The following is a 24,632-nucleotide window of genomic DNA, read 5'->3' on the forward strand; positions in this document are numbered from 1 at the left end:
TGCAGCGGGGCCGACCGCGCGGATCGGAGGAGCCATCGTGTCCTCGGTGCTCGAGACCGCTGACGCCCTCGCGCGGGCGCGGGTGCCGTTCGTGCAGGCGACGGTGGTCCGCGCCTCGCGGCCCACCAGCGCGCACGCCGGCGACACCGCGCTGGTGCGCGCCGACGGGGTGATCGACGGCTTCGTCGGCGGGCAGTGCGCCGAGGCGTCGGTGCGCGAGTACGGGCTGAAGGTGCTCTCCGGCGGCGAGCCGCTGCTGCTGCGGATTGTGCCGGACGGCGTCGGGACGGCGCCGGACGAGGAGGGGGCGGTCACCGTCGCCAACCCGTGCCTGTCCGGCGGCTCGGTGGAGATCTTCCTCGAGCCGCGGGTGCCGGCGCCGCGCGTCGTCGTGGTGGGCGGCTCGCCCATCGCGGATGCGCTGGCCGAGCTGGGCCGCCCGCTCGGCCTCGCCGTCGAGCGGGGGGACGACGTCACGCCCGAGGACGCCGAGGCCGTCGTGGTGGCCTCGCACGGGACGGGGGAGGAGCCGGCGCTGGCGGCCGCGCTGCGGGCGGGGGTGCCCTACGTCGGGCTGGTCGCCAGCCGGCGCCGGGGGGCCGCGGTGCTGGCCTCGCTCGACGTCCCCGACGAGCTCCGGCAGCGGGTGCGCACGCCGGCCGGCCTGGACATCGGCGCCCGGACGGCGGCGGAGATCGCGCTGTCGGTGCTGGCCGAGATCGTCGCGACCCGGCGGTCGCGGCCGGCGTCGCCCGAACCCGTCGCCGCACCGGCCTCCGCCGTGGACCCGGTGTGCGGCATGACCGTGGCCGCGGTGGGGTCCTCGCTGCACGCCGACGTCGACGGCGTCCGGACGTGGTTCTGCGGCGAGGGCTGCCGCCGCGCCTTCCTCGCCGACCCGGCCGCCTATGCCTGAGTCGGCCCGCGCGGGCGCGGAGGCCGAGGTCCTGGAGCGGATGCCGGACGTCGCCGCGCTCGCCGCCGCCCTGGACGGCGTCGACTACCTCGCCGACGCCGGCCTGGCGACGGCGCTGTTCCTCGCCGTCCGCCTGCCGCAGCCGCTGCTGCTGGAGGGCGAGCCCGGGGTCGGCAAGACGGAGGCGGCCAAGGCGCTGGCCCGGGTGCTCGACACCCCGCTGTTCCGGCTGCAGTGCTACGAGGGCATCGACGCCGCCGAGGCGCTCTACGAGTGGGACCACCCGCGCCAGCTGCTCGGCATCCGGCTGGCCGAGGCGCGGCACGCCGAGCTCGCCGAGGAGGACCTCTTCGGCGAGCGGTACCTGCTGCGCCGGCCGCTGCTGCAGGCCATCGCCCACCCCGGCCCCCGCCCGGCGGTGCTGCTGCTCGACGAGATCGACCGGGCCGACGCGGAGTTCGAGGCGTTCACGTTCGAGGTGCTCGCCGAGGCGGCGGTGACCGTGCCGGAGCTCGGCACGGTGCGGGCCGGCCACCCGCCGGTCGTCGTCCTCACCTCCAACCGGACCCGCGACCTGCACGACGCCCTGACCCGCCGCTGCCTCTACCACTGGATCGACTACCCGTCGCCCGAGCGGGTCGCCGAGATCGTCCGGCGGCGCGTCCCGGGCAGCGACGAGCCGCTCGCCCTCGAGGCCGCGGCCGCCGTCACCCGGCTGCGCGGGCTGGACGTGGCCAAGCCGCCGGGGATCGCCGAGGCGATCGACTGGGTGGCGGCCCTCGGCCTGCTCGGCGTGGACCGGCTCGACCCGGCGTCGGTCGAGGCCACCTGGGGCTCGGTGCTGAAGAACCGCGAGGACCTGGAGCTGGCGCAGGCCCGCGGCGCGGCGTGGCTGGCCGGTGCCTGAGGTCGCCCCGGGCCCGCTGGCGGTCGGGCTGACGACGGCGCTGCACCGGGCCGGCCTGCCCGCGCCGCCGGAGCGCTCCGTGGGCCTGGCCCGGGCGCTGCGGCTGGTGCCGCCCACCGACCGCGACGCCCTCTACTGGACCTGCCGGATCGCGCTGGTCACCGACCGCGCCCAGCTGCCCACCTTCGACGCCGTCTTCTCCGCCGTCTTCGATGCCTCCACCCCCGCCCACCCGCTCGACCCGGCGGACGGCCGGGGGGACCCCACCGCGCCACCGGCGATCGGGTCGGAGCCGCGGACCCGGCCGGTGCCGCACGAGCCGTCGTCGGAGCGCCCGCCGGGGACGGGATCGGGGGAGGCCGACCTGTCGCTGCCCGGCAGCGAGGGGGAGGCCGGCGACGCCGAGCGCGAGGTGCTGCTCGCCGCGGCCTCGCGGGAGGAACGGCTGCGGCACACCTCGTTCGCCGAGCTGACCGCCGAGGAGCTGCTGGAGGTGCGCCGGGTGGTGGGCCGCCTGGTGCTCGCCACCCCGCACCGGCGCAGCCGCCGCACCCGCTCCACCCGGCGGCGCGGGGACCGGCTGGACCTGCGCCGCACCGTGCGCGCCGCGCAGCGCACCGGCGGGGACCCGGCGCGCCTGGTCGCCGACCGCCGCCGCACCCGGCCGCGCCGGCTGGTGCTGCTCTGCGACGTCTCCGGGTCGATGCAGCCCTACACCCGCGTCTACCTCTCGCTGCTGCAGGGCGCGGTGGCCGGAGCGGGGGCCGAGGCGTTCGCGTTCTCCACCCGGCTCACCCGCCTCACCCGCCAGCTGGCGGTGCGCGACCCCGACACCGCCCTGGCCCGCGCCGGGGCGGCGTCGTCGGACTGGGCCGGCGGCACCCGGCTGGCCGAGGCGCTGGGCCGGTTCGTCGTCGACCACGGCCGCCGCGGGGTGGCCCGCGGTGCCGTGGTCGTCGTCCTGTCCGACGGGTGGGCCCTCGACGAGCCGGACGACGTCGCCGCGGCGATGGCCAGGCTGCGCCGGCTGGCGCACCGCGTGGTCTGGGTGAACCCGCGCCGGGCGGCCGCGGGCTACGCCCCGCTGGTGGGCGGGATGGCCGCGGCGCTGCCCTACGTCGACGCGTTCGTCAGCGGGCACAGCCTCGCCGCGCTGGAGGAGGTGGCGGCCGCGGTGGCAGAGGTGTGACCGGTGTGACAGAGCTGCGCCGAGCGGTGACTTCCGCGTCGCCGATCGGTCACATCTGGCACCTAGCGTTCGCCGCACCGAACGGTCGTCAGGAGGTCGCCATGATCCCCACCGCCGCCAGCACCGACGAGCTCGACCTCGAGATCTCCGTCGCCTGGATCGCCCTCGGCAGCGCCCGCGGGCGGTTCGCCCGCTGCCCGAGCGCCGAGAACGAGCTGCGGGTCACCGAGGCCGAGGCCGACCTGGACCAGCTGCTCGACCGCCGCCTCGCCGTCCAGGCCCCGCGGGCGGCGGCGTGATCATCGAGTTGTCGCCGCCGGCACGCGCGGACGCGCCGCGGGGAGCGGCAACAGCTCGATGATCACCGGCTGAGGCGGACCTCAGCCCATGGTCTTCTGGCCGTCGATGGTCTCCCGCAGGATGTCGGCGTGGCCGGCGTGCTGGGCGGTCTCGGCGATCACGTGCAGGAAGACCCGCCGCACCGACCACACCGCGCCCGGCTCGAACCACGGCGCCTCGGGCAGCGGGTGGGCGGCGTCGAGGTCGAGGGTGGCCACCAGCTCGTCGGTGCGCCGGGCGACCTCCTCGTAGCCGGCGAGCACGCTCGCCAGCGTCTCGCCGTCCTGGAGCTGCCACTGGGCCATCCAGGCCTCGAAGCCGCCCTCGCCCATGTCGAAGGCCGAGGGGCCGTCCACCGCGAAGTCGGCCCACTGCCGCTCCGTGCTCGCCACGTGCTTCACCAACCCGGCGAGGGTCAGCTCGCTCGCCGTGGGCCGCGCGGTCGCCTGCTCGTCGGTCAGGCCCCGGACGGTGTGGCGGAAGAACCCGCGGTGCTTGTCCAGGGTCTGCACCAGGTCGGCCCGCTCGCCGGTGAGGGTGGTCCCGGTGCTCGTCATGGTCGCGTCCTCTCGTCGTCCCGGCTGGTGAGGACCACGTTAGGGACCGCAGGTGCCAGTTCCTGACCGCAATCCGGACATACTCGGGTCGTGGCCGCCACCAGCTCGCGCACCCTCCGGCTGCTGTCGCTGCTCCAGGCCCGGCGGCACTGGGCGGGCACCGACCTCGCCGCCCGCCTCGGCGTCTCCGTGCGGACGCTGCGCCGCGACGTCGACCGGCTGCGCGAGCTCGGCTACCCGGTCGAGGCCCGGCGCGGGGTGGACGGCGGGTACGCCCTCGCCCCCGGCGCCGCGCTCCCGCCGCTGGTGCTCGACGACGACGAGGCCGTCGCGCTCGCCGTCGGGCTGCAGGCCGCGGCGTCGGCGGACATCGCGGGGGTGGCCGAGACGTCGGTGCGGGCGCTGGCCAAGGTCGTCCAGGTGATGCCGGCCCGCCTGCGCAAGCGGGTGGACGCGCTGCGGGCGGTGACCGTGCCCGCGGCCTGGGGGGAGGCGCCGGCGCAGGCCGGTGGGGTCGACCCCGCCGTGCTCACCTCGCTCGCGCTGGCCTGCCGCGACGCCGAGCGGGTCGAGTTCGCCTACACGGCCGCCCGCGGCGAGCGCACCGACCGGACCGTGGAGCCCTTCCGCCTCGTCTCGCTCGGCCGCCGCTGGTACCTCGTCGGCTACGACCTCGACCGCGGCGACTGGCGCAGCTTCCGCCTCGACCGCGTCTTCGGCCCGCGCGGCACCGGGGCCCGCTTCGGCCCGCGCCGCTTCCCGGCCGCCGACGCGGCCACCTTCGTCCGCGACCGGATCGCGGAGCTGCCGGTGCGCCGCGAGGCGGAGGCGCTGGTCGAGGCGCCGGCGGAGGAGGTGCGCCACCGGATCGGCCGCTGGGCCACCGTGGAGCCCGAGGGCCCCGGCCGCTGCCGGGTGCGGCTCGACGCCGACGAACTGACGTGGGCGGCGACGGGGCTGGCGCTCACCGGGGCGCCGTTCACCGCGGTCTCCCCGGAGCTGCGCCACCACCTCCACGAGCTGGCGCGGAGGTTCACCGAGGCGGCCGGTTCTGTCGTACCCCCGGCCTAACGTCCAGGGCGTTCCCCCACCACAGGGGGGTGCCGGGTCACCTGTTCCAGGCTGCCGTCCCGGCCGCCGTGGCAGGAGCCTGGTACCGCCAGCGACGCACCACCGCCGGGAGGTCGCCATGAGCCCCACCGTCACCACGATCGACCAGCTGGACCTGGACATCTCGCTGGCCTACCTCGTCCTCGGCGCGGCCCGCAGCGCGTGGGCGCACAGCCCGTCGGCCGAGAACACCCGCCGGCTGGCCGAGGCCGAGCGCGACGTCGACGCGCTGCTCGACGAGCGGCTGGCCCGCCGCTAGGAGCCCTCCGCCGGTCCGAGGCGCGGGGTCGACCCGGCGGGCCGTCGTCCTGCGGCGACCCGCCGGTGTTCCTAGCCTTCAGGCATGGCGGACAGCGGATCCCGGATCGCGATCGTCACCGGGTCGGAGTCGGGCATCGGGCGGGCCACCGCCGTGGCCCTGGCCGAGCAGGGCTGCGACCTCGGCATCACCTGGTACCGCGAGGAGGAGGCCGCCGAGGCCACCGCGGAGGAGGTGCGGGCGCTCGGCCGCCGGGCGGAGGTGCGCCACCTCGACCTCACGCGGCTGCCCGCCGCCGCCGACGTCGTCGACGAGCTGGCCGACGCGCTGGGCGGGATCGACGTCCTGGTCAACGACGCCGGCACCGGGCACATGACCACCGTGCTCGACCTGGACTTCGCCACCTGGCGGGAGGTGCTGGCCACCGACCTCGACGGCGCCTTCCTCTGCCTGCAGCGGGCCGCCCGGCGCATGGTCGACGCCGGCCGCGGCGGCCGGATCGTGAACATCACCAGCGTCCACGAGCACCAGCCGCGGGTGGGCGCGGCCGCCTACTGCGCCGCCAAGGGCGGACTGGGCCTGCTCACCCGCGTGGCGGCCATCGAGCTGGCCGAGCACGGCGTCACGGTGAACGCGGTCGCGCCGGGCGAGATCGCCACCCCGATGACGGGGCAGGAGAACGAGGACCCGACCGCACCGGGTCACGACCGGCCCGGCGTGCCGCTGCGCCGCCCGGGGGACGCGCGCGAGGTCGCCGCGGTGGTCGCGTTCCTCGCCTCGCCGGCGGCCGGGTACGTCACCGGGGCGTCGTGGAGCGTCGACGGCGGGATGCTGCAGATGGGCCCGATGGCCGGCTCGCACCTGCAGTCCGACGACTGGCGCCGGCCCTGAGAGGACCCCGCCCTCCCCGCCGTTCACCGGCCCAGGGCGGGACCCGGGACGGGACCTAGCGGCGGTGGCTGCGCTTGTGCCGGTAGAGGTCGGCGTCGGCGCGGGCGAGCACGCTGCCGAGGGTGTCCCCGGGGCGGACGTCGGCCACGCCCACCGACCAGCCGAAGTCGTGGCTGGCGTCGAGCCGCTGGAGGATCTCGGTCGCGCCCCGCTGGTCGGTGTCGGGCAGGCAGAGCACGAACTCGTCCCCGCCGTAGCGGCCGAGCAGGTCGGCGCGGCGCAGCTGCGCGCTCCACCGGTCGGCGAGGTCGCGCAGCAGCGCGTCGCCGGCGCCGTGGCCCTCGGTGTCGTTGACCTCCTTGAACCGGTCGAGGTCGAGGATCGCCACCGTGAGCGGCTCACCGGTGCGGCTGGCGTGCGCCAGGCTGCGCGCGGCCTCCTGCTCCCAGGCCCGCCGGTTGGCCACGCCGGTGAGCGGGTCGGTCGCCGCGGCCGCGCGGAGGGCGGCGGCCAGCCGGGCCAGCACCTCGGCGAGCACCAGCGTGGCGACGACGACCGGCACCCACGCCGAGGCGAACCCGCCGGGCCGCGCCGCGACCGCGCCGGCCGTCGCGGCGACGACGAGGAGCAGCACGTGGGCCCGGGCCGCGGACAGGGGGAAGAACCAGGCGGCGTACAGCCCGAGCGCGACGAGGACCGGCCCGAGGCCGACGATGCCCACCGCCGTCGCCGAGCGCCAGGCCAGCAGCCCGACGAGCACGGCCATGCCCGCGGTGAGCACGTGCTGCGCGGCCGGCCCGACGCGGCGGCCGAGCAGCCGCACCGCCGTCCCCACGGCCAGCCCGACGGCCCCGAGGACCCACAGGAAGGTCACCGGGGTGCGCGCGTCCATCGGGCGCGCCGCGCCCACCAGGCACAGCGCCCCGCTGAGCGCGTAGAGCAGCGACAGCAGCACCGTCGCCGCCGGTCGACCGGCGTGCACGACATCCCTCCCTCGGCCGCCAGCATCGGCAGCCGCGCGGAGGGAGCCGCGCGCCCCGGCGGGGGCCGTCACCCGGTCGGGTGAGGCAGCGGTCAGCCGGTCAGCTCCGTGGGCACGGTGATGACGTCGACCATCGCGCCGCGCCGGTACACGGTCACCGGCAGCGGCTGCCCGATGGCGTCGGCGAACAGCAGCCGCTGCAGGCTCTGCGCCTCGGCCACGGGGCGGCGGCCGGCCTCCAGCACCAGGTCGCCGGCCTTGAGCCCGGCCCGGTCGGCCGGCGAGCCGGCGACCACGTCGACGATGCGCAGCCCGTGCCGCCGCCCGGTGCGCTCGGCCAGCTGCGCGGGCAGCGGCGCCGGCGTGCTGACCAGCCCGAGGTAGGCCCGGCGCACCCGCCCGTCGGTGATCAGCGAGCCGACGATCCGCCGGGTGGTGTCGTTGATCGGGACGGCGAGCCCCAGCCCCCAGCCGGCGACCGCGGTGTTGATGCCGACCACCCGGCTGGCGGAGTCGGCCAGCGCGCCGCCGGAGTTGCCCGGGTTGAGGGCGGCGTCGGTCTGGATGACGTCCTCCACCACGCGGGCCGTCCGGCCGTCGCGGGTGGGCAGCGACCGGCCCAGCCCGCTGACGACGCCGGCGGTCACCGACCCGGCCAGCCCGAGCGGGTTGCCGACGGCGACCACCAGCTGGCCCACCTTGAGCGAGCCGGCGTCGCCGAGCTCGGCCGGCGGCGGCGTCTCGGTCCGGGCGCGGACCACGGCGAGGTCGGAGAGCGGGTCGGCGCCGACCACGTCGACGTCGGCCTCCGTGCCGTCGCCGAACACCGCGCGCCCGCGGCGCGCGCGGGCCACGACGTGGGCGTTGGTCAGCAGCAGCCCGTCGGGGGTGAACACGACGGCGGACCCGGCGCCGGAGCGGCCGTCGGGGCCGGTGACCTGCAGGGCGGCGACGTGCGGGGTGAGGTCGGCGGCGACCGCGGTGACGATGCGGGAGTAGGCGTCCAGGGCACCCTCGGCCGCCGCCGCGGTCCCCGGCTCGGGCAGGACGCTCACGACGCGCCCCCTTCCGACGTGATTACGCGATTACACGTCCAGTGAACGCCGCCGAGGGCGTCGGTGGCACCCGCCGCGTTGCGCCGTCGGTGAACAGCGCCGCCGCCAGGGCCCCGGAACGCCGATCTCGGTGCGGACCGGGCAGGACGACCCGGCGCGCGCTCCCGCCGGCCCGGCAGCATGATCCCCCCAGGACCGCCGGACCTCGACGGAGAGGGCAGCGCATGACGGCCTCGGACGCCACCCGCCGAGCAGCGGCGGAGACGGCCTGGCGCGCGCTGCGCCCCGCCCTGGCCGACGAGGCGCACGCGGCGCTCGGCACCGAGGGCGACGCCTTCCTCGCCCGCGCCGAGCTGGCCCTGTTCGACGTCCACGAGCCCCTCGCCGTCCTCTACGGCGACCGGGCCGACGACCTCCTCGCCCGCGCGCTGCGGCTGGCCCTGGCCGCCGCGGCCGAGCGGCCGGCGTCGCTGCGCCGGCTCGACCGGCGGCGCGAGATCGACCCCGCCTGGTTCCAGCGGGCCCGCGTGCAGGGCTACGTCTGCTACGTCGACCGGTTCTGCGGCACCCTGGCCGAGCTGCCGTCGAGGCTCGACCACCTCGCCGAGCTGGGCACCACCTACCTGCACCTCATGCCGCTGCTGAGGCCCCGGGAGGGCGAGAACGACGGCGGCTACGCCGTCGCCGACTACCGCGCGGTCGACCCGAGGCTGGGCACCATGGCCGACCTGGAGCGGGTCGCGGCGGCGCTGCACGAGCGCGACATGGCCCTGTGCATCGACCTGGTGCTCAACCACACCGCCCGCGAGCACGAGTGGGCGCGGCGCTGGCTGGCCGGCGACCCGGGGTACGCCGGGTTCTACACCGCCTTCCCCGACCGGGAGATGCCCGACGCCTACGACGCGACCATCCCGGAGGTCTTCCCCGACCGCGCGCCCGGGTCGTTCAGCTGGGTGCCGGAGGCCTGCGGCGGCGCCGGGGGCTGGGTCTGGACGACGTTCTGGCCCTACCAGTGGGACCTCGACTACACCGAGCCCGAGGTCACCCTCGCGATGCTCGGCGAGATCACCTGGCTGGCCAACCGCGGGGTCGACGTCTTCCGCATGGACGCCGTCCCGTTCATGTGGAAGCGGCTGGGCACCACGTGCCAGAACCAGCCGGAGGGGCACACGCTGCTCCAGCTGCTGCACGCGGTCACCCGGCTGGCCGCGCCCGGCGTCGTCTTCAAGGCCGAGGCGATCGTCGCGCCCGACGACCTGGTGCCCTACCTCGGCGGCCACGACCGGTACCGCCCGGAGTGCGAGCTGGCCTACCACAACCAGCTCATGGTGCTGCTGTGGAGCAGCCTGGCCACCCAGGACGCCCGCCTGGCGCGGCAGTCCCTGCGCCGGATGGAGCCGATTCCGCCGGGGACGTCGTGGGTCACCTACGTCCGCGGGCACGACGACATCGGCTGGGCCGTCTCCGACGAGGACGCCGCGGCGATCGGGGCGGACGGCTTCGCGCACCGGCGGTTCCTCAACGACTTCTACTCCGGCCGCTTCCCCGGCTCCTTCGCCCGCGGCGCGCTGTTCCAGGAGAACGAGGCCACCGGCGACGCGCGGATCTCGGGCTCCGCGGCGTCGCTGTGCGGCGTCGAGGCGGCCCTGGAGGCCGGGGACGGCGACGCGCTGGAGGCCGCCCTCCGGCGGCTGGAGCTGCTCCACTCCGTCACCTACGCCTGGGGCGGGATCCCGCTGCTGTACATGGGCGACGAGCTGGCCCTGCGCAACGACCACGGCTACCTGGCCGACCCCGCGCGGGCGCCGGACAACCGCTGGCTGCACCGCCCGCCGATGGACTGGGCCGCCGCCGCGCGCCGGGGCGACCCGACCACGCTCGAGGGCCGGGTGTTCGCCCGGATCCGCCGGCTCGGGGAGGTGCGCCGGTCGCTGCTGGCGCTGCGCGGCGGGAGCGAGTCGGAGGTGCTCGACGTCGGGAGCGAGGCGGTGCTCGCCTGGCGCCGGCGGCACCCGCGCAGCGGCACCTTCGTCGGGCTGGCCAACTTCTCGCCGGCGGCCCAGCACGTCGACGCCGACACCGTCACGGGCTTCGGCACGTTCGAGCCGGTGCTCACCAGCGACGGGCCGCCCGAGGTCGTGGCGGGGCGGCTGGTGCTGCCGGGGCTCGGCTTCGCCTGGTTCGCCGAGCCGTGACCGACCCGTCGCCGGAGCGGCGGGCATCCGGTCCGGAACCGGCCGCGGGACGGGGTGCGCGGGAGCGCCGGGACGCCGTACCGTTCCGGCACGGCCGAGGATCGTGCCGCCCTGTGTCCGGTCAGCCGGCGGCGCCGCTGGTCGGCGTCCCGCCCCTCAGTGCAGAGGAGCGCGCGATGGAGCGTCCGTCCGGCATCCCCGGGTCCTCGCCCGTCGACCCCGGCGGTTCGGTGCTCGCGCCGGCCCCGCCGCCCCTGCCCGGCGCCACGCTCGGCGTGGAGGAGGAGTTCCACCTCGTCGACCCGGAGACCTTCGCGCTGGCGCCGGCTCCGGAGCTGTCGGCGTCGGCGATGTCGGGCCGCGCCGGGGGCCGCCTGCACGCGGAGATCACCACCACCCAGCTCGAGACGGCGACCGGCGTGTGCGCCTCCCTCGACGACCTGCGGGCCGAGCTCGCCGCCACCCGGGCCGAGGCCGCCGCCGCGGCCGCCTCGGCCGGGCGGGCGCTGCTCGCCGCGTCCACGCACCCGTCCGGCTCGTGGCGCGACCTGCGGCTGACCGCCGCGCCGCGGTACGAGGCGATGGTCGAGCGGTGGGCGGTGCTCGCCCTGCAGCAGGACATCTGCGGCTGCCACGTGCACGTCGCCGTGCCCGACCTGGAGACGGCGGTGGCCGTCATGGACCGCGCCCGCCCGTACCTGCCGCTGCTGCTGGCGATGACCGGCAGCTCGCCGTTCCACGACGGCGTCGACACCGGCTACGACAGCTACCGCACGCTGTGGTGGTCGCGCTGGCCGAACAGCGGCTCGCCCGAGCGCTTCGGCAGCGCGGAGCGGTTCACCGAGGTGGTGGCCGGCCTGGTCGCCTCCGGCGTCGTCGCCGACAGCTCCCACCTCTACTGGGACGTGCGGCCCTCCTACCACCTGCCCACGCTGGAGTTCCGGATCGGCGACGTGTGCACCCGCGTCGACGACGCCGTGCTGCACGCCGCGCTGGCCCGCTCGCTCGTGCGGGTGCTGGCCGCCCGCGCGGCGCGCGGAGAGCCCTGCCCCGACCCCCGGCCCGAGCTGCTGCGGGCCGCCCGCTGGCGGGCCGCCCGGCACGGGTTGTGGGGCGAGCTGTTCGACCCGGTGCTCGGCACGCTGGTCGACGCGCGGCTGGCCGTGCGGCGGCTGCTCACCGAGCTGGAGGACGACCTGCGCGCCGCCGGCGAGTGGGAGCAGGTGGGGGAGCTGGTTGCCGGGCTGCTCGCGCGGGGTACGTCCGCGGCGCGGCAGCGGAGGACCTGGCTGCGCACCCGGGACGCCCGGGCGGTCGCCGAGGCGGTCGTGCGGGAGGGCAATACCGGAGGGAGCTGACGTGGACGCCGTCCACTCCCTGGCGCGCCCGCTCGCCACGCCGGCCGACCTCGACCCGCTGCTGGCGCGGATCGGGGACGCGCGGATCGTGGCGATCGGCGAGGCCAGCCACGGCACCCACGAGTACTACGCCTGGCGCGCCGAGCTCACCCGCCGGCTCGTCGCCGAGCTCGGTTTCGGCGCCGTCGCCGTGGAGGGGGACTGGCCCGACTGCTACCGGGTGAACCGCAGCGTGCGGCTGCGGCCCGGCTCCGACGACGACCCGCGCGCCGCGCTCGACGCCTTCGCCCGCTGGCCGACGTGGATGTGGGCCAACGACGAGGTCGTCGACTTCTGCCGCTGGCTGCGCGGCTTCAACGCCGGGCGGGCGGAGGCCGCGCGGGTCGGCTTCTACGGGCTCGACGTCTACAGCCTCTGGGACTCGATGCACGAGCTCGTCGGGTGGCTGCGCGCGCACGAGCCGGGGTCCGTGGACACCGCCGCGCGGGCCCTGCGCTGCTTCGAGCCCTTCGGGGAGGACGGCGCCGAGTACGCGTTCGCCAGCCGGTTCGCCCCCTCGTCGTGCGAGCAGGCGGTGGTCGACCTGCTGCGCCACCTCTGCGAGGAGCGCGGGCGCGCGGAGGCGGCGACCGACGACGAGGGCCGGTTCGCGGCCGAGCAGAACGCGGCGGTCGTCGTCGGCGCGGAGCGGTACTACCGCGCGATGGTCCGCGGCTCGGCCGAGTCGTGGAACGTCCGCGACGTGCACATGGCCGACACCCTCGACCGGCTGCTCGAGCACACCGCCGGCAAGGTCGTCGTGTGGGAGCACAACACCCACGTCGGCGACGCGCGCCACACCGACATGGCCGACGCCGGGATGGTCAACCTCGGGCAGCTGGCCCGGGAGCGGCACGGCCGCGAGCACGTCGTCCTCGTCGGGTGCGGGGGGCACCGCGGCGGGGTCGTCGCGGGGGAGGCGTGGGGCGCGCAGATGCAGCGGATGCCCGTGCCGCCGGCCCGCGCCGGCAGCCTCGAGGCGCTGCTGCACGAGCGGCTCGGCCGGGACGCGCTGCTCGTGTGGGACGGCGGCGACCGGCCCGGGTGGCTCGACCGGCGGCTGGACCACCGGGCGATCGGCGTGGTCTACCGGCCGGAGCGGGAGCGGTGGGGCAACTACGTGCCCACCGTCCTCGGCGACCGCTACGACGCCTTCCTCTGGTTCGAGGACACCCGTCCGGTCCGGCCGCTGCACCTCGAGCGGGCCGACGAGCACGTGCCGCCGCTGGCGCACGCCACGTGACCGGGCCCGCACCGCGCCCGGCGGCCGAGGGCCGGCTGGAGAGCCGCCCCACCACCGGGGCGCCGCGGGGGTGCCCGGAGCCCGGCCTGCACCCGCTCGACCTGGGCCCCGGGGTCGAGGTCGTGCTCGCCGTGCCACCGGGGGAGCCCGCGCCGCGGCCGCTGCTGGTGTTCTTCCACGGCGCCGGCGGCACGGCCGCGCAGGGCATCGCGGCCCTCGGGGGCGTCGCCGAGGAGCGCGGCGTGCTCGTGCTCGCGCCCACGTCGGCGGCGACGACCTGGGACCTGCTGGCCGGCGGGTGGGGCCGCGACGTCGCCGTCCTGGACGCGGCGCTCGACGCCGCGGCCCAGACGTGCGCGATCAGCCGCGTCGGCTTCGCCGGATTCTCCGACGGCGCCTCCTACGCCCTCTCGCTCGGCCTGGGCAACGGCGACCTCGCCGAGGCGGTCGTCGCCTTCTCGCCGGGGTTCGTGGCGCCGCCGGCGGTGCACGGGCGGCCCCGCGTGTGGATCTCGCACGGCACCGGCGACCGGGTGCTGCCGGTCGACGTGTGCGGCCGCCGGGTGGTGCGGGTGCTGCGCCGGGAGGGCTACACCGTCACCTACGAGGAGTTCGACGGCGGCCACGTCGTGCCGCCGGCCCTGGCCCGGCAGGCCCTCGCGTGGTGGCTGGACGCCGGAACCTGACGGGGCGGCGAGGACGTTGCCGGGGCACGCGGGCTGCGTCGAGCAGCTCCCCTTCCCCCAGGAGTGCAGCGATGGCCTTCCGCAACCTCATGGCCCGCCTCGGCGCGGGCAACGCCGACGTCGAGACGGTGCTCGACTCCGCCGAGACGACGCCCGGCGGCACCGTCTCGGGCACCGCGACCGTCACCGGCGGCAAGCTGGCCCAGGACGTGAACGAGATCCGGGTGGAGCTGGTCGCGACCGTCGAGGTCGAGGACCACGACAGCGAGTGGCGGGAGGAGGTCGTCTTCGGCTCCGCCGCGATCGCCGGCGCCGCCCGCATCGAACCGGGGGAGCGCCGCAGCGTGCCGTTCCGGTTCGCCGTCCCCCTGCAGTGCCCGTTCACCAGCCTCGACGGCTGGCACCTGCGCGGCATGTCGGTCGGGCTGCGCACCCGCGTGGACATCTCCGGCGCGGTCGACCCCGGCGACCTCGACGCGGTGGACGTCGTCCCGCTGCCGGTGCAGCGCACCGTGCTGCAGGCCCTGGGCCGGCGGGGCTTCCGGTTCCTCGGGGCCGACGTGGAGAAGGGGCGGCTGCGCGGCAGCGACCTGCCCTTCTACCAGGAGGTGGAGTTCGCCCCGCCGCCCGACCTGCGCGGGCGGATCAACGAGCTCGAGGTGACCTTCCTGGCCGATCCGCAGGGCGTCGAGGTCGTCCTCGAGGTCGACCGCCGCGGCGGGCTGCTCACCGAGGGGTACGACGCCGCCGGCCGGCTGCGGCTGGCCCACGGCACCGACCCGGCGACGGCCGCCGCGCAGCTCGACGACGCCGTCCGCCGGCTGGGGGCCCGGCGCGGCTGGCTCTGACGCGGGCCCCGCCGTGCGGGGCGGGGCCCACGGCTAGGCGGAGCGGCGTCCCGTGAGGTCGCCGTGGACCTCCTCGCCGTCGGTGAGCCCGCCGGTCTTGGACACCTCGAAGTCGGGGCCGAGGTGCTCCAGCGCCAGCCGGCCGTAGACCTGCTGCTGGGTGGCGACGCGCTGGGACCGGCCCCGGCCCAGGAAGCTGACCGCCCAGTGCAGCACGGTGGTGACCCGGCTCTTGAAGCCCACGATGTAGAAGAGGTGGACGACCAGCCAGAGCACCCAGGCGACGAAGCCCCCGAACTTGAACTTCCCGATGTCGGCGACCGCGGAGAACCGGGAGATCGTCGCCATCGAGCCCTTGTCGAAGTAGTGGAAGGGCTTGGCCGGGGGCTTGCCGGCCAGCCGGCGCTTGATCGCGTCGGCGGCGTACTTGCCGCCCTGGATGGCCACCTGGGCGACGCCTGGGAGCTTGTCCAGGCTCATCATGTCGCCGACGACGTGCACCTCGGGGTGCCCGGGCAGCGTGAGGTCGGGCTGGACGGAGACCCGGCCCGCGCGGTCGATCTCGGCGCCCGACTGCTCGGCGAGCTGCTTGCCGAGCGGGGAGGCCTGCACGCCGGCGGCCCAGATCTTGGTGGCCGCGTTGATCCGCCGGACCTGCCCGTCGGCGTCCTTGACCTCGATGCCGTTCTCGTCGACGTTCGTGACCATCGCGCCGAGCTGGACCTCGACGCCGATGTTGTTCAGCTGCCGGCGGGCCCGCCCGCCGAGCCGCTCGCCGAACGACGGCAGCACCATGGGCGCGGCGTCGAGCAGGATGATCCGCGCCGTCGTCGGGTCGATGTTGCGGAAGTCGCGGCGCAGCGTGCGGTGCGCGAGCTCGGCGATCTGGCCGGCCATCTCCACGCCGGTGGGGCCGGCCCCGACGACGACGAAGGTCATCAGCCGGTCGATCTCGGCCTGGTCGGTGGCCAGCTCGGCGAGCTCGAAGGCGCCGAAGATGCGGCCGCGCAGCTCGAGGGCGTCGTCGATGCTCTTCATGCCGGGGGCGAACTCGGCGAACTGGTCGTTGCCGAAGTACGACTGGCCGGCGCCGGCGGCGACGATCAGCTCGTCGTAGGGGTGCACCGTGGTGCGGCCCAGGATCGTCGAGGTGACCGTGCGCTGGGTCAGGTCGATGTCGGTGACCTCGCCGAGCACCACCCGGGCGTTCTTCTGCCGGCGCAGGATCTCGCGGGTGGCCGGGGCGATCTCGCCCTCGGAGAGGATGCCGGTGGCCACCTGGTACAGCAGCGGCTGGAACAGGTGGTGGGCGGTCTTGCCGATGATCGTGACGTCGACATCAGCGCGCTTGAGCGCCTGCGCGGCGAACAGCCCGCCGAACCCGGTGCCCACGATGACCACGCGCGGCCGGCCGGTCGCGGAGCCGCTGCCTGTCTGAACGCCCGCAGATGATGTCGTCATGATGAATCAGTCTCCCACTCCGGGGTTCTCCGGCCGCCAGGGGCATGCTGGGAGGCCGTGCGATCCGGGACACAGTCTCCCTGCCCAGCCCCCGAGTGGGCCAATCGTGAGCTCCGCGGCCGTCCCGCCGCGGCCTCCCGCACTGGTCAACCACGGGTAGGGGGCGCGTATGCCCCCCGCAGCGCCCCGGGTCGTCCTCGTGCCCGGCCTCGGCCTCGACCGCCGCACCTGGGCACGGCTGCGCCGCCGGCTGGCCGCCGACGTCGTCGCGCTGCCCGGCATGGGGCGGCGCGCGCCGGTGCCCTCGGTCGACGCGCTCGCCGGCCTGCTGCGCGCGGGGCTGGGGGAGGGGCCGGTGGTGCTCGTCGGCCACTCGCAGAGCTGCCAGGTGGTGGTCGCCGCCGCCGGCGACCCGCGGGTCGTCGGGCTGGTCCTGCTCGGGCCCACCACCGACCCGCGGCTGCGCTCGCCGTGGGGCCTGACCGCGCGCTGGCTGGCGACCGCGCTGCGCGAGCCGCCCTGGCAGTACCCCCTCGTGCTCGCGCAGTGGCTGCGCACCGGACCGCGCGCGATGGCGGCGCTGTTCCGCTCCGCCGCGCCCGACCGGATCGACCACCGGCTGCGCGGGGTCGGCGTGCCGGTCACCGTCGTCCGCGGCACGCGCGACGCGCTCTGCCCGGCCGACTGGGCCCGCGCCGTCGCCGCGGCCGCCCCGCTCGGGCGGCTGGTGGAGCTGCCCGGGGCCGCGCACATGACGCCGCTGACCCGCCCGGACGCGGTCGCCGGCCTCCTCCGGCCGGCGGAGGAAGCGCCACCCCGTGGGGTCGCGTGCGATCGCTGATCGACCGATGGCGAGCCGCCGACGTGCCACTATGACGCCGTGGGGTCCACCTCTGCCTCGGCCGGCGCGCTGCTGCGGCACGTGCGCACCGGCCGTGCGCGCAGCCGGGCCGACCTCGTCGCGCTCACCGGCGCCTCGCGGAACACGATCAGCGCGCGCGTCGACCAGCTCATCGCGGCCAACCTGCTGGAGGAGGGCGGCCGGGGGTGGAGCACCGGCGGCCGGCCCCCCACCATCCTGCGGTTCAACAGCCGCGCCGGCTGCGTGCTCGCCGTCGACCTGGGGGTCACCAGCGTCGACGTCGCCGTCACCGACCTGTCCGCGCAGGTCCTCGCCACCATCGGGCACCCGATCGACATCGCCGAGGGCCCGGGGCCGGTGCTGGCCGAGGTGGACCGGCTGGCGCAGAAGGTGCTGGGCGAGGCCGGCCTGACCCCCGAGGACGTGCGGGCCGTGGGCGTCGGGGTGCCGGGCCCGGTGGAGTTCTCGACCGGCCGGCCCTCCCACCCGCCGATCATGCCGGGCTGGCACGACTACCCGGTCCCCAGCGCGTTCGGCCGCTACGAGTGCCCGGTCTACGTCGACAACGACGTGAACGTCATGGCGCTCGGCGAGATGGGCGTCGCCGGCTCGCTGCAGGACGTCCTCGTCGTGAAGGTGGGCACCGGCATCGGCTGCGGCGTCATCGTCGAGGGCCAGGTCTACCGGGGCGCCCAGGGCAGCGCCGGCGACATCGGGCACATCTACGTCGCCCAGCCGGACGGCCGCACCGTCACCTGCCGGTGCGGCAACGAGAACTGCCTGGAGGCGATCGCCGGCGGCGGGGCGCTGCTGCGCGACGCCATAGCGGCCGGCCTGCCGGTCGCCAGCACCCGGGACGTCGTCGAGCTGGCGGTGCAGGGCGATGGCGCCGCGCTGGAGCTGGTGCGCGACGCGGGGCGGACCATCGGCACGGTGCTGGCCGCGCTGGTCAACTTCTTCAACCCGCACCGCATCGTGATGACCGGCGGTGTGGCCCAGGCCGGGCTGCCCCTGCTCGCCGGCATCCGCGAGACGGTCTACCGGCGGTCGATGCCGCTGGCCGCGCGGTCGCTGGAGATCACGGTCAGCGACGCCCCGGAGATGTCCGGCCGGGTGGGCGCCGCGCTCATGGCGATCGAGGGCTTCCTCGACGAGGACGGCGTCCACCAGGCCCTCGCCGCCCGCTGACGGCCCGCCGGGCGGCCCCCGACGGTGGCTGCTCGCGCCGTGGTGGCGCGGGTCACCGTTGGTTGCAGTTCGGTCAACACCCCGGGGTGGCCTTGACCACACCCCGGCGCCCCCTTATGTTCTGCGCTCAGCCGACTAATGGTCAATGGTGAGCAGAAGTCCGGGGGTGAGGTCTCGTGGTCGAGGCGTCCGCGGCGGGGGGTCCGCTGCTGGAGATGCACGGCATCGTCAAGGCGTTCCCAGGGGTGCGGGCGCTCGACGGCGTCGACCTCGACGTCCGGGCCGGTGAGGTGCACTGCCTGCTGGGCCAGAACGGTGCGGGCAAGTCGACCCTGATCAAGGTCCTCGCCGGTGCGCACCAGCCCGACGCCGGGCAGATCACCTGGCGCGGCGAGCCGGTGCGGCTGGGCAACCCGCAGGCGGCGATGAGCCTGGGCATCGCCACGATCTACCAGGAGCTCGACCTGGTCGCCGGCCTGACCGTGGCCGACAACATCTTCCTGGGCCGCGAGCGAGCGCGCTTCGGCCTGTCCCGCCCGGCGCAGGCCAACCGGGAGGCCGCCGAGCTGCTCACGCGGCTGGGCCACCCCGAGATCCGGCCCACCGCCGAGGTCGGTTCGCTGCCGGCGGCCGCCCAGCAGGTGGTCAGCATGGCGCGGGCGCTGTCGCAGAACGCGCAGCTGATCATCATGGACGAGCCGTCGGCCGTGCTGGACAACGAGGAGGTCCAGCGGCTGTTCGCCGTCATCCGCGACGTCACGGCCCACGGCGTGGCCGTCGTCTACATCTCCCACCGGCTGGAGGAGATCCGCGAGATCGGCGACCGGATCACCGTGCTCAAGGACGGTCGCACGGTCGCCACCGGCCTGCCGGTGCGCGAGACCCCCACCCGCGAGGTCATCACCCTGATGACCGGTCGCGACATCGAGTACGTCTTCCCCGAGCGGCGGGCCCGGCTCGGCGACGAGGCGCCGGTGCTGGAGGTCGAGGGCCTGTCGCTGGCCGGGCACTTCGCCGACGTCTCGTTCGTCGTCCGCCCCGGCGAGATCGTGGGCCTGGCCGGCCTGGTGGGTTCGGGCCGCTCCGAGATCCTCGAGACCGTCTACGGCGCCCGCCGGCCCACCAGCGGCCGGGTGCGCGTCCTCGGCAAGCGGCTGCGTGCCGGCGACGTCGCGTCGGCGGTGGCCGCGGGCATCGGGCTGGCGCCGGAGGAGCGCAAGAGCCAGGCGCTGCTGCTCGGCGAGGCGGTCTACCGCAACATCAGCGTCTCGAGCATGGCGCGCTTCGCCCGCGCCGGCTTCCTCGCCCGGGGCGCGGAGCGGACGGCGGCGCGCGAGCAGGTCACCGCGCTGGAGGTGCGGCCGGCCGACGTCGAGCGCGAGGTGCGCACGCTCTCCGGCGGCAACCAGCAGAAGGTGGTCCTCGCCCGCTGGCTGCTGCGCGACTGCAAGGTGCTGCTGCTCGACGAGCCCACCCGCGGCGTCGACGTCGGCGCGCGGTCGGAGATCTACGCGCTGATCCGCACCCTCGCCGACCGCGGGGTGGCGGTGGTCGTGGTCTCCAGCGAGATCCCGGAGGTGCTCGGTCTGGCCGACCGGGTCCTCGTCATCTCGGACGGCGCGGTCGTGGCCGAGCGCCCGGCCGGCGCCCTCGACGAGCACGCGGTGCTCGACATGGTCATGGAGGGGACGGTCGCCGTCCCGGCAGGTTCACGGCACGGAGGGGACGCAGCATGAGCGCGACGACCAGCACGAGCACGGGTGGGTCGTCCACCGCGACGGCCCCCGGCCGCGGACCGGGCCTGATGGCCGGGCCGTTCGGCCGGCTGCTCGGCCTCGTCGTCGCCCTCGTCATCCTCTGCGTCGTCGGCGTCATCACCGCCGGCGACCGCTTCGCCGACGTCGACAACGTGCTCACGATCCTGCGGCTGGCCGCGGTCATCGGCGTGGTCAGCGTGGGCATGACCTTCGTGATCATCGGCGGCGGCATCGACCTCTCGGTCGGCGCGATCGTGGCGCTGTCGTCGGTCTGGGCCACCACCCTGGCCACGCAGACGATGGCCGAGGACACGCACTGGATCGTCATGGTCTTCACGGCCATCGCCGTGGGCGCCGGCTGCGGGCTGGTCAACGGCGTGGTCATCGCCTACGGCAAGCTCGCCGCGTTCATCGCGACGCTGGCCATGCTGGCCGCCGCCCGCGGCCTGGCCGAGATCATGAGCAACCGGCGCACCCAGATCGTGCGCGACGAGAGCTTCCTCGACTTCTTCTCCGGCAGCGTCCTCGGCGTCCCGACGCTGGTGATCATCTTTGCGCTGGTCGCCGCGGCCGGCTGGGTGCTGCTCAACCGGACGACGTTCGGGCGGCGCACGTTCGCCGTCGGCGGCAACGCCGAGGCGGCCCGGCTCGCCGGCATCCGGGTGCAGCGGCACACCGTGGCGCTCTACGTGCTGTCCGGCATCACCTGCGGCATCGCCGCGGTCATGATGATGGCCCGGACGACGACGGGCAGCTCCACCCACGGCACGCTCTACGAGCTCGACGCGATCGCCGCCGTGGTCATCGGCGGGACCCTGCTCATCGGTGGGCGCGGCACGATCGTCGGCACCGTCCTCGGCGTCCTGATCTTCACCACGCTGGGCAACGTCTTCACGCTGAACAACCTGTCCAGCTCGGCGCAGGCGGTCGCCCGCGGCGTGATCATCGTGCTCGCCGTCCTGCTGCAGCAGCGGCTGGCCAGCCGCGAGGGCCGGATGCGCAGCGCCCGCTCACCGGGCGGCCCCGGTGGCCTCGCGTCCGGCGGCACGACGTCCGCCGGGTCGGCCCCGCCCGCGAGCGGCCCGTCACCCACGACCTGACCCGGCGCGGCGTCCGCGCCCCGGTCGGCACCACCCCGGCGGACCACCCGGTCCACCGGCACCGCTCGGCCCTGGTTCCGTGCCAGGGGTCCACTCACCGAGGAGAGAGAGATGTCTGCAGTGCGGCAGCGCCGGTTCCGGCGCCTGATGCCCACGGCCGTGGGCCTCTTCGCAGCCGGCGCGCTCGTGGCCGGCTGCACCAGCAACACCCCCGAGGACTCCGGGGACGACGGCGGCACCCGGGCGGCCAGCTCGAACGACGAGGAGGGCGACACCGTCACCATCGGTTTCTCCGCCCCCGCGGCCGACCACGGCTGGATGGCCGGCATCACCGAGGCGGCCCGGGCCGCCGCCGAGGAGTACGGCGACATCGAGCTCAGCGTCGCCGAGGGCACCAACGACGTGAGCACGCAGATCAGCCAGGTCGAGACCTTCATCAACGAGGGCGTCGACGTGATCGTGCTGCTGCCCTTCGACGGCGACGCGCTGACCCCGGTCGCGCTGCAGGCGATGGAGGCCGGCATCCCGGTCATCAACGTCGACCGCGAGTTCAACAGCCCGTTCGCCGCCCGGGCCACGATCCTCGGCGACAACTACGGCATGGGCGTCTCCGCCGGCACCTACATCTGCGAGCAGCTCGGCGACAACCCCGACGCGGTCGTCGCGGAGATCGCCGGCATCGACTCGCTGCCGCTGACCCAGGACCGCAGCCAGGGCTTCGCCGACGCGCTGGCCGACTGCGGCCTCGAGGTGAGCAACCGGGTCGCCGCGGACTTCACGGTCGAGGGCGGCGAGGAGGCCGCGGCCAACCTGCTGCAGGCCGCCCCGCAGATCGACGCCATCTGGAACCACGACGACGACCAGGGCGTCGGCGTCCTCGCGGCGATCGAGAACGCCGGCCGCGACGAGTTCTTCATGGTCGGCGGCGCCGGCTCGGCGAACGCGATGCGCGAGATCCAGTCCGGTGACTCCGTGCTGCAGGCGACGGTCATCTACCCGCACACCCAGGCGGCCGACGGCATCCGGCTGGCCCGCCTGGTCGCGCAGGAGAAGTCGCTGTCCGACATCGTCTCGCAGGAGGTGCCGCGCACGATCGTGCTGAACGCGCCCGTGGTCACCGCGGACAACGTCGACCAGTACATCGACCGCGCCTTCGAGTCCTGACCCACCCGTGGGGTCACCGGGGAGCGGCACCCGCTCCCCGGTGACCCCGCACATCCACGGAGACCCGCTCATGCCCCCCACCTTCGGCGTCGGCCTCGTCGGCTACGCGTTCATGGGCGCCGCGCACTCGCAGGCCTGGCGCACCGCCCCCCACTTCTTCGACCTCCCGCTGCAGCCGGAGCTGCGGGTCCTCGTCGGCCGCGACAAGGCCCGGCTCGAGGACGCCGCCGCGCGCCTGGGCTGGCAGGACACCGAGACCGACTGGCGCCGGCTGCTCGAGCGCGACGACGTCGACCTGGTCGACGTCTGCACCCCCGGCGACACGCACGCCGAGATCGCCATCGCCGCGCTCGAGGCCGGCAAGCACGTCCTCTGCGAGAAGCCGCTGGCCAACACCGTGGCCGAGGCGGAGGCGATGGCCGAGGCCGCCGCCCGGGCCGCCGCCCGCGGCGTCCGGTCGATGGTCGGGTTCACCTACCGCCGCGTGCCGGCGATCGGCCTGGCCCGGCAGCTGGTGGCCGACGGCCGGCTGGGCGAGATCCGGCACGTGCGCGCGCAGTACCTGCAGGACTGGATCGCCGACCCGTCCGCGCCGATGTCGTGGCGCCTGGAGAAGGACAAGGCCGGTTCCGGCGCGCTCGGCGACATCGGCGCGCACATCATCGACCTCACGCAGTACATCACCGGCCAGGCGATCGCCGGCGTCAGCGGCATGCTGGAGACGTTCGTCGAGGAGCGGCCGCTGGCCGCCGCCGGCGGCGCCCTCTCCGGCGTCGGGGGCGAGGGCGTCGGCCGGGTCACCGTGGACGACGCCGCCGTCTTCCTGGCGCGCTTCGACGGCGGCGCGTTGGGCGTGTTCGAGGCGACCCGGTTCGCCACCGGCCGCAAGAACGCCATCCGCATCGAGATCAACGGCTCGGCCGGCAGCCTCGCGTTCGACTTCGAGGACATGAACGTCCTGCACTTCCTCGACGCGAGCGAGCCCGCCGCGACGGCCGGGTTCCGGCGCATCGTCGTCACCGAGCCCGAGCACCCCTACGTGGCCGCCTGGTGGCCGGCCGGGCACGGCCTCGGCTACGAGCACGGCTTCACCCACCAGGTCGTCGACCTGCTGACCGCCATCGCCTCGGGCGAGGACCCGACGCCGTCGTTCGCCGACGGGCTGCAGGTGCAGCGGGTGCTCGCGGCGGTCGAGCGCAGCGCCGGCGACAAGTCGACCTTCACCGCGATCTGAGACCAAGGACCCCGTCCTCCCCGCCCCTCGCGAGCTCGCGGCGGTGCCCTGGACGGGGCCACAGGACCAATCGAACGAGGAGACCTCTCTGATGCCCCGTCCCGTCACCCTGTTCACCGGCCAGTGGGCCGACCTGCCGTTCGAGGAGGTGGCCCGGCTCGCCTCCGAGTGGGGCTACGACGGCCTGGAGATCGCCTGCTGGGGCGACCACCTCGACGTCGAGCGCGCCGCGAACGACGACTCCTACGTGCAGGAGCGGCTCGCGCTGCTCGACAAGTACGGCCTGAAGGTGTGGGCCATCTCCAACCACCTGCACGGGCAGGCGGTCTGCGACGACCCGATCGACGAGCGGCACCGCGGCATGGTGAACGCGCGCGTCTGGGGCGACGGCGAGCCCGAGGGCGTGCGGCAGCGGGCCGCCGAGGAGATGAAGCTGACCGCCCGCGCGGCGGCGAAGCTGGGCGTGAAGACCGTCGTCGGGTTCACCGGGTCGAAGATCTGGAAGACCGTGGCGATGTTCCCGCCGGTGCCCGAGTCGATGATCGAGGACGGCTACGCCGACTTCGCCGCCCGCTGGAACCCCATCCTCGACGTCTTCGACGAGGTCGGCGTCCGGTTCGCGCACGAGGTGCACCCGTCGGAGATCGCCTACGACTACTGGACGACGGTGCGCACCCTGGAGGCCATCGGCCACCGCGAGGCGTTCGGGCTCAACTGGGACCCGTCGCACTTCGTGTGGCAGGACCTCGACCCGGTCTCCTTCATCTGGGACTTCAAGGACCGGATCTACCACGTCGACTGCAAGGACGCGAAGAAGCAGGTGGGCAACGGCCGCAACGGCCGGATGGGCTCGCACCTGCCGTGGGCGGACCCGCGGCGCGGCTGGGACTTCGTCTCGACCGGCCACGGCGACGTCCCGTGGGAGGCCTGCTTCCGGATGCTCAACACGATCGGCTACGACGGGCCGATCTCGGTGGAGTGGGAGGACGCCGGCATGGACCGGCTCGTCGGGGCGCCGGAGGCCCTGGCGTTCGTCCGCCGGCTGGCGTTCGACCCGCCGGCGGCCGCCTTCGACGCCGCCTTCGCCAGCGGGAACTGAGGTACCGGAGTGGGGGGGGGGGGGGGGGGGGGGGGCGCCCCCCCCCCCCCCCCCCCCCCCCCGCCGCGCCCCCCCCCCCCCCCCCCCCCCCCCCCCCCCCCCCCCCCCCCCCCCCCCCCCCCCCCCCCCCCCCCCCCCCCCCCCCCCCCCCCCCCCCCCCCCCCCCCCCCCCCCCCCCCCCCCCCCCCCCCCC

Annotated in this window: 23 protein-coding genes; 19 read left to right on the plus strand and 4 right to left on the minus strand. The window is 75.8% G+C overall.

The genetic code is table 11. The features are described 5' to 3' along the window. The first annotated feature begins 46 nt into the window (after nucleotides 1-46). The 4 genes from ACI78S_RS16745 (at nucleotide 47) to ACI78S_RS16760 (ending at nucleotide 3,311) form a co-directional block, all read left to right on the plus strand. Complete coding sequence (locus ACI78S_RS16745; RefSeq protein WP_456975323.1) at nucleotides 47-916, plus strand: XdhC family protein; 870 nt, start codon at nucleotides 47-49, stop codon at nucleotides 914-916. Then, entirely contained in the window at nucleotides 909-1,823 is a 915-nt protein-coding gene (locus ACI78S_RS16750; RefSeq protein WP_456975325.1) for an AAA family ATPase, read from the plus strand. Before ACI78S_RS16745 ends, ACI78S_RS16750 begins: the two co-directional genes overlap by 8 nt. After that, complete coding sequence (locus ACI78S_RS16755; RefSeq protein ID WP_456975327.1) at nucleotides 1,816-3,012, plus strand: vWA domain-containing protein; 1,197 nt, start codon at nucleotides 1,816-1,818, stop codon at nucleotides 3,010-3,012. The genes ACI78S_RS16750 and ACI78S_RS16755 overlap by 8 nt, the downstream gene beginning before the upstream one ends. Before the next feature lie 101 nt (nucleotides 3,013-3,113). Next, complete coding sequence (locus ACI78S_RS16760) at nucleotides 3,114-3,311, plus strand: hypothetical protein (RefSeq protein ID WP_456975329.1); 198 nt, start codon at nucleotides 3,114-3,116, stop codon at nucleotides 3,309-3,311. 81 nt (nucleotides 3,312-3,392) lie between these two features. Here the strand turns inward: ACI78S_RS16760 and ACI78S_RS16765 are convergent, their stop codons facing one another. Then, entirely contained in the window at nucleotides 3,393-3,908 is a 516-nt protein-coding gene (locus tag ACI78S_RS16765) for a DinB family protein (protein WP_456975331.1), read from the minus strand. Nucleotides 3,909-3,998: 90 nt separating this feature from the next. Here ACI78S_RS16765 and ACI78S_RS16770 point away from each other — a divergent pair, with 90 nt between their 5' ends. From ACI78S_RS16770 to ACI78S_RS16780, 3 genes are all read left to right on the plus strand, one after another. Beyond that, nucleotides 3,999-4,979 carry a helix-turn-helix transcriptional regulator gene (locus ACI78S_RS16770; RefSeq protein ID WP_456975333.1) on the plus strand — a complete coding sequence of 327 codons (981 nt, stop codon included), beginning with the start codon at nucleotides 3,999-4,001 and terminating at the stop codon, nucleotides 4,977-4,979. 118 nt (nucleotides 4,980-5,097) lie between these two features. Continuing rightward, on the plus strand, nucleotides 5,098-5,277 hold the full coding sequence (locus tag ACI78S_RS16775) for a hypothetical protein (protein WP_456975335.1): 180 nt from the start codon (nucleotides 5,098-5,100) through the stop codon (nucleotides 5,275-5,277). Nucleotides 5,278-5,361: 84 nt separating this feature from the next. Further along, nucleotides 5,362-6,168, plus strand: a complete 807-nt coding sequence (locus ACI78S_RS16780) for an SDR family oxidoreductase (RefSeq protein ID WP_456975337.1) — start codon at nucleotides 5,362-5,364, stop codon at nucleotides 6,166-6,168. A gap of 55 nt (nucleotides 6,169-6,223) precedes the next feature. Here ACI78S_RS16780 and ACI78S_RS16785 read toward each other — a convergent pair whose 3' ends face one another. Both ACI78S_RS16785 and ACI78S_RS16790 read right to left on the minus strand, forming a co-directional pair. Further along, complete coding sequence (locus ACI78S_RS16785) at nucleotides 6,224-7,150, minus strand: diguanylate cyclase (protein WP_456975339.1); 927 nt, start codon at nucleotides 7,148-7,150, stop codon at nucleotides 6,224-6,226. A gap of 92 nt (nucleotides 7,151-7,242) precedes the next feature. Next, nucleotides 7,243-8,205 (minus strand): S1C family serine protease, encoded by a 963-nt coding sequence (locus ACI78S_RS16790; RefSeq protein WP_456975341.1) that lies wholly within the window; start codon nucleotides 8,203-8,205, stop codon nucleotides 7,243-7,245. A 224-nt stretch (nucleotides 8,206-8,429) separates the two neighbouring features. Here ACI78S_RS16790 and ACI78S_RS16795 point away from each other — a divergent pair, with 224 nt between their 5' ends. From ACI78S_RS16795 to ACI78S_RS16815, 5 genes are all read left to right on the plus strand, one after another. Then, a complete protein-coding gene (locus tag ACI78S_RS16795) occupies nucleotides 8,430-10,400 on the plus strand; it encodes an alpha-amylase family protein (protein ID WP_456975343.1) in 1,971 nt (656 codons plus the stop codon). Nucleotides 10,401-10,576: 176 nt separating this feature from the next. After that, a complete protein-coding gene (locus ACI78S_RS16800) occupies nucleotides 10,577-11,758 on the plus strand; it encodes a carboxylate-amine ligase (RefSeq protein WP_456975344.1) in 1,182 nt (393 codons plus the stop codon). 1 nt (nucleotide 11,759) lies between these two features. Next, nucleotides 11,760-13,040, plus strand: a complete 1,281-nt coding sequence (locus ACI78S_RS16805) for an erythromycin esterase family protein (protein WP_456975346.1) — start codon at nucleotides 11,760-11,762, stop codon at nucleotides 13,038-13,040. Then, entirely contained in the window at nucleotides 13,037-13,726 is a 690-nt protein-coding gene (locus ACI78S_RS16810) for an alpha/beta hydrolase (RefSeq protein ID WP_456975348.1), read from the plus strand. Before ACI78S_RS16805 ends, ACI78S_RS16810 begins: the two co-directional genes overlap by 4 nt. 71 nt (nucleotides 13,727-13,797) lie before the next feature. Next, entirely contained in the window at nucleotides 13,798-14,574 is a 777-nt protein-coding gene (locus tag ACI78S_RS16815; RefSeq protein ID WP_456975350.1) for a sporulation protein, read from the plus strand. Between the two features lie 33 nt (nucleotides 14,575-14,607). On the opposite strand, the gene ACI78S_RS16820 is transcribed toward ACI78S_RS16815, so the two are convergent. Next, nucleotides 14,608-15,966 carry an NAD(P)/FAD-dependent oxidoreductase gene (locus ACI78S_RS16820; protein WP_456975352.1) on the minus strand — a complete coding sequence of 453 codons (1,359 nt, stop codon included), beginning with the start codon at nucleotides 15,964-15,966 and terminating at the stop codon, nucleotides 14,608-14,610. Nucleotides 15,967-16,204: 238 nt separating this feature from the next. Here ACI78S_RS16820 and ACI78S_RS16825 point away from each other — a divergent pair, with 238 nt between their 5' ends. From ACI78S_RS16825 to ACI78S_RS16855, 7 genes are all read left to right on the plus strand, one after another. Next, nucleotides 16,205-16,876 carry an alpha/beta fold hydrolase gene (locus ACI78S_RS16825; RefSeq protein WP_456975354.1) on the plus strand — a complete coding sequence of 224 codons (672 nt, stop codon included), beginning with the start codon at nucleotides 16,205-16,207 and terminating at the stop codon, nucleotides 16,874-16,876. A gap of 39 nt (nucleotides 16,877-16,915) precedes the next feature. After that, on the plus strand, nucleotides 16,916-18,085 hold the full coding sequence (locus ACI78S_RS16830) for an ROK family protein (protein ID WP_456975356.1): 1,170 nt from the start codon (nucleotides 16,916-16,918) through the stop codon (nucleotides 18,083-18,085). 176 nt (nucleotides 18,086-18,261) lie between these two features. Further along, entirely contained in the window at nucleotides 18,262-19,821 is a 1,560-nt protein-coding gene (locus ACI78S_RS16835; RefSeq protein ID WP_456975358.1) for a sugar ABC transporter ATP-binding protein, read from the plus strand. Continuing rightward, nucleotides 19,818-20,942 carry an ABC transporter permease gene (locus ACI78S_RS16840; protein WP_456975360.1) on the plus strand — a complete coding sequence of 375 codons (1,125 nt, stop codon included), beginning with the start codon at nucleotides 19,818-19,820 and terminating at the stop codon, nucleotides 20,940-20,942. Before ACI78S_RS16835 ends, ACI78S_RS16840 begins: the two co-directional genes overlap by 4 nt. A 111-nt stretch (nucleotides 20,943-21,053) precedes the next feature. Beyond that, a complete protein-coding gene (locus ACI78S_RS16845) occupies nucleotides 21,054-22,106 on the plus strand; it encodes a substrate-binding domain-containing protein (protein WP_456975362.1) in 1,053 nt (350 codons plus the stop codon). Between the two features lie 70 nt (nucleotides 22,107-22,176). Beyond that, nucleotides 22,177-23,340 (plus strand): Gfo/Idh/MocA family protein, encoded by a 1,164-nt coding sequence (locus tag ACI78S_RS16850; protein WP_456975364.1) that lies wholly within the window; start codon nucleotides 22,177-22,179, stop codon nucleotides 23,338-23,340. 91 nt (nucleotides 23,341-23,431) lie between these two features. Next, a complete protein-coding gene (locus tag ACI78S_RS16855) occupies nucleotides 23,432-24,439 on the plus strand; it encodes a sugar phosphate isomerase/epimerase family protein (protein ID WP_456975366.1) in 1,008 nt (335 codons plus the stop codon). The last annotated feature ends 193 nt before the right edge of the window (nucleotides 24,440-24,632 follow it).

It is taken from the genome of Geodermatophilus sp. SYSU D00815, assembly GCF_054050035.1.

What these genes read in the sequence shown, in the direction of transcription:
- ACI78S_RS16750 (WP_456975325.1), top strand. Translation starts at nt 909, where the DNA reads ATGCCTGAGTCGGCCCGCGCGGGCGCGGAGGCCGAGGTCCTGGAGCGG.
- ACI78S_RS16815 (WP_456975350.1), top strand. Translation starts at nt 13,798, where the DNA reads ATGGCCTTCCGCAACCTCATGGCCCGCCTCGGCGCGGGCAACGCCGAC.
- ACI78S_RS16840 (WP_456975360.1), top strand. Translation starts at nt 19,818, where the DNA reads ATGAGCGCGACGACCAGCACGAGCACGGGTGGGTCGTCCACCGCGACG.
- ACI78S_RS16855 (WP_456975366.1), top strand. Translation starts at nt 23,432, where the DNA reads ATGCCCCGTCCCGTCACCCTGTTCACCGGCCAGTGGGCCGACCTGCCG.
- ACI78S_RS16775 (WP_456975335.1), top strand. Translation starts at nt 5,098, where the DNA reads ATGAGCCCCACCGTCACCACGATCGACCAGCTGGACCTGGACATCTCG.
- ACI78S_RS16825 (WP_456975354.1), top strand. Translation starts at nt 16,205, where the DNA reads ATGCCCCCCGCAGCGCCCCGGGTCGTCCTCGTGCCCGGCCTCGGCCTC.
- ACI78S_RS16760 (WP_456975329.1), top strand. Translation starts at nt 3,114, where the DNA reads ATGATCCCCACCGCCGCCAGCACCGACGAGCTCGACCTCGAGATCTCC.
- ACI78S_RS16765 (WP_456975331.1), bottom strand. Translation starts at nt 3,908, where the DNA reads ATGACGAGCACCGGGACCACCCTCACCGGCGAGCGGGCCGACCTGGTG.
- ACI78S_RS16850 (WP_456975364.1), top strand. Translation starts at nt 22,177, where the DNA reads ATGCCCCCCACCTTCGGCGTCGGCCTCGTCGGCTACGCGTTCATGGGC.
- ACI78S_RS16780 (WP_456975337.1), top strand. Translation starts at nt 5,362, where the DNA reads ATGGCGGACAGCGGATCCCGGATCGCGATCGTCACCGGGTCGGAGTCG.
- ACI78S_RS16845 (WP_456975362.1), top strand. Translation starts at nt 21,054, where the DNA reads ATGTCTGCAGTGCGGCAGCGCCGGTTCCGGCGCCTGATGCCCACGGCC.
- ACI78S_RS16800 (WP_456975344.1), top strand. Translation starts at nt 10,577, where the DNA reads ATGGAGCGTCCGTCCGGCATCCCCGGGTCCTCGCCCGTCGACCCCGGC.
- ACI78S_RS16795 (WP_456975343.1), top strand. Translation starts at nt 8,430, where the DNA reads ATGACGGCCTCGGACGCCACCCGCCGAGCAGCGGCGGAGACGGCCTGG.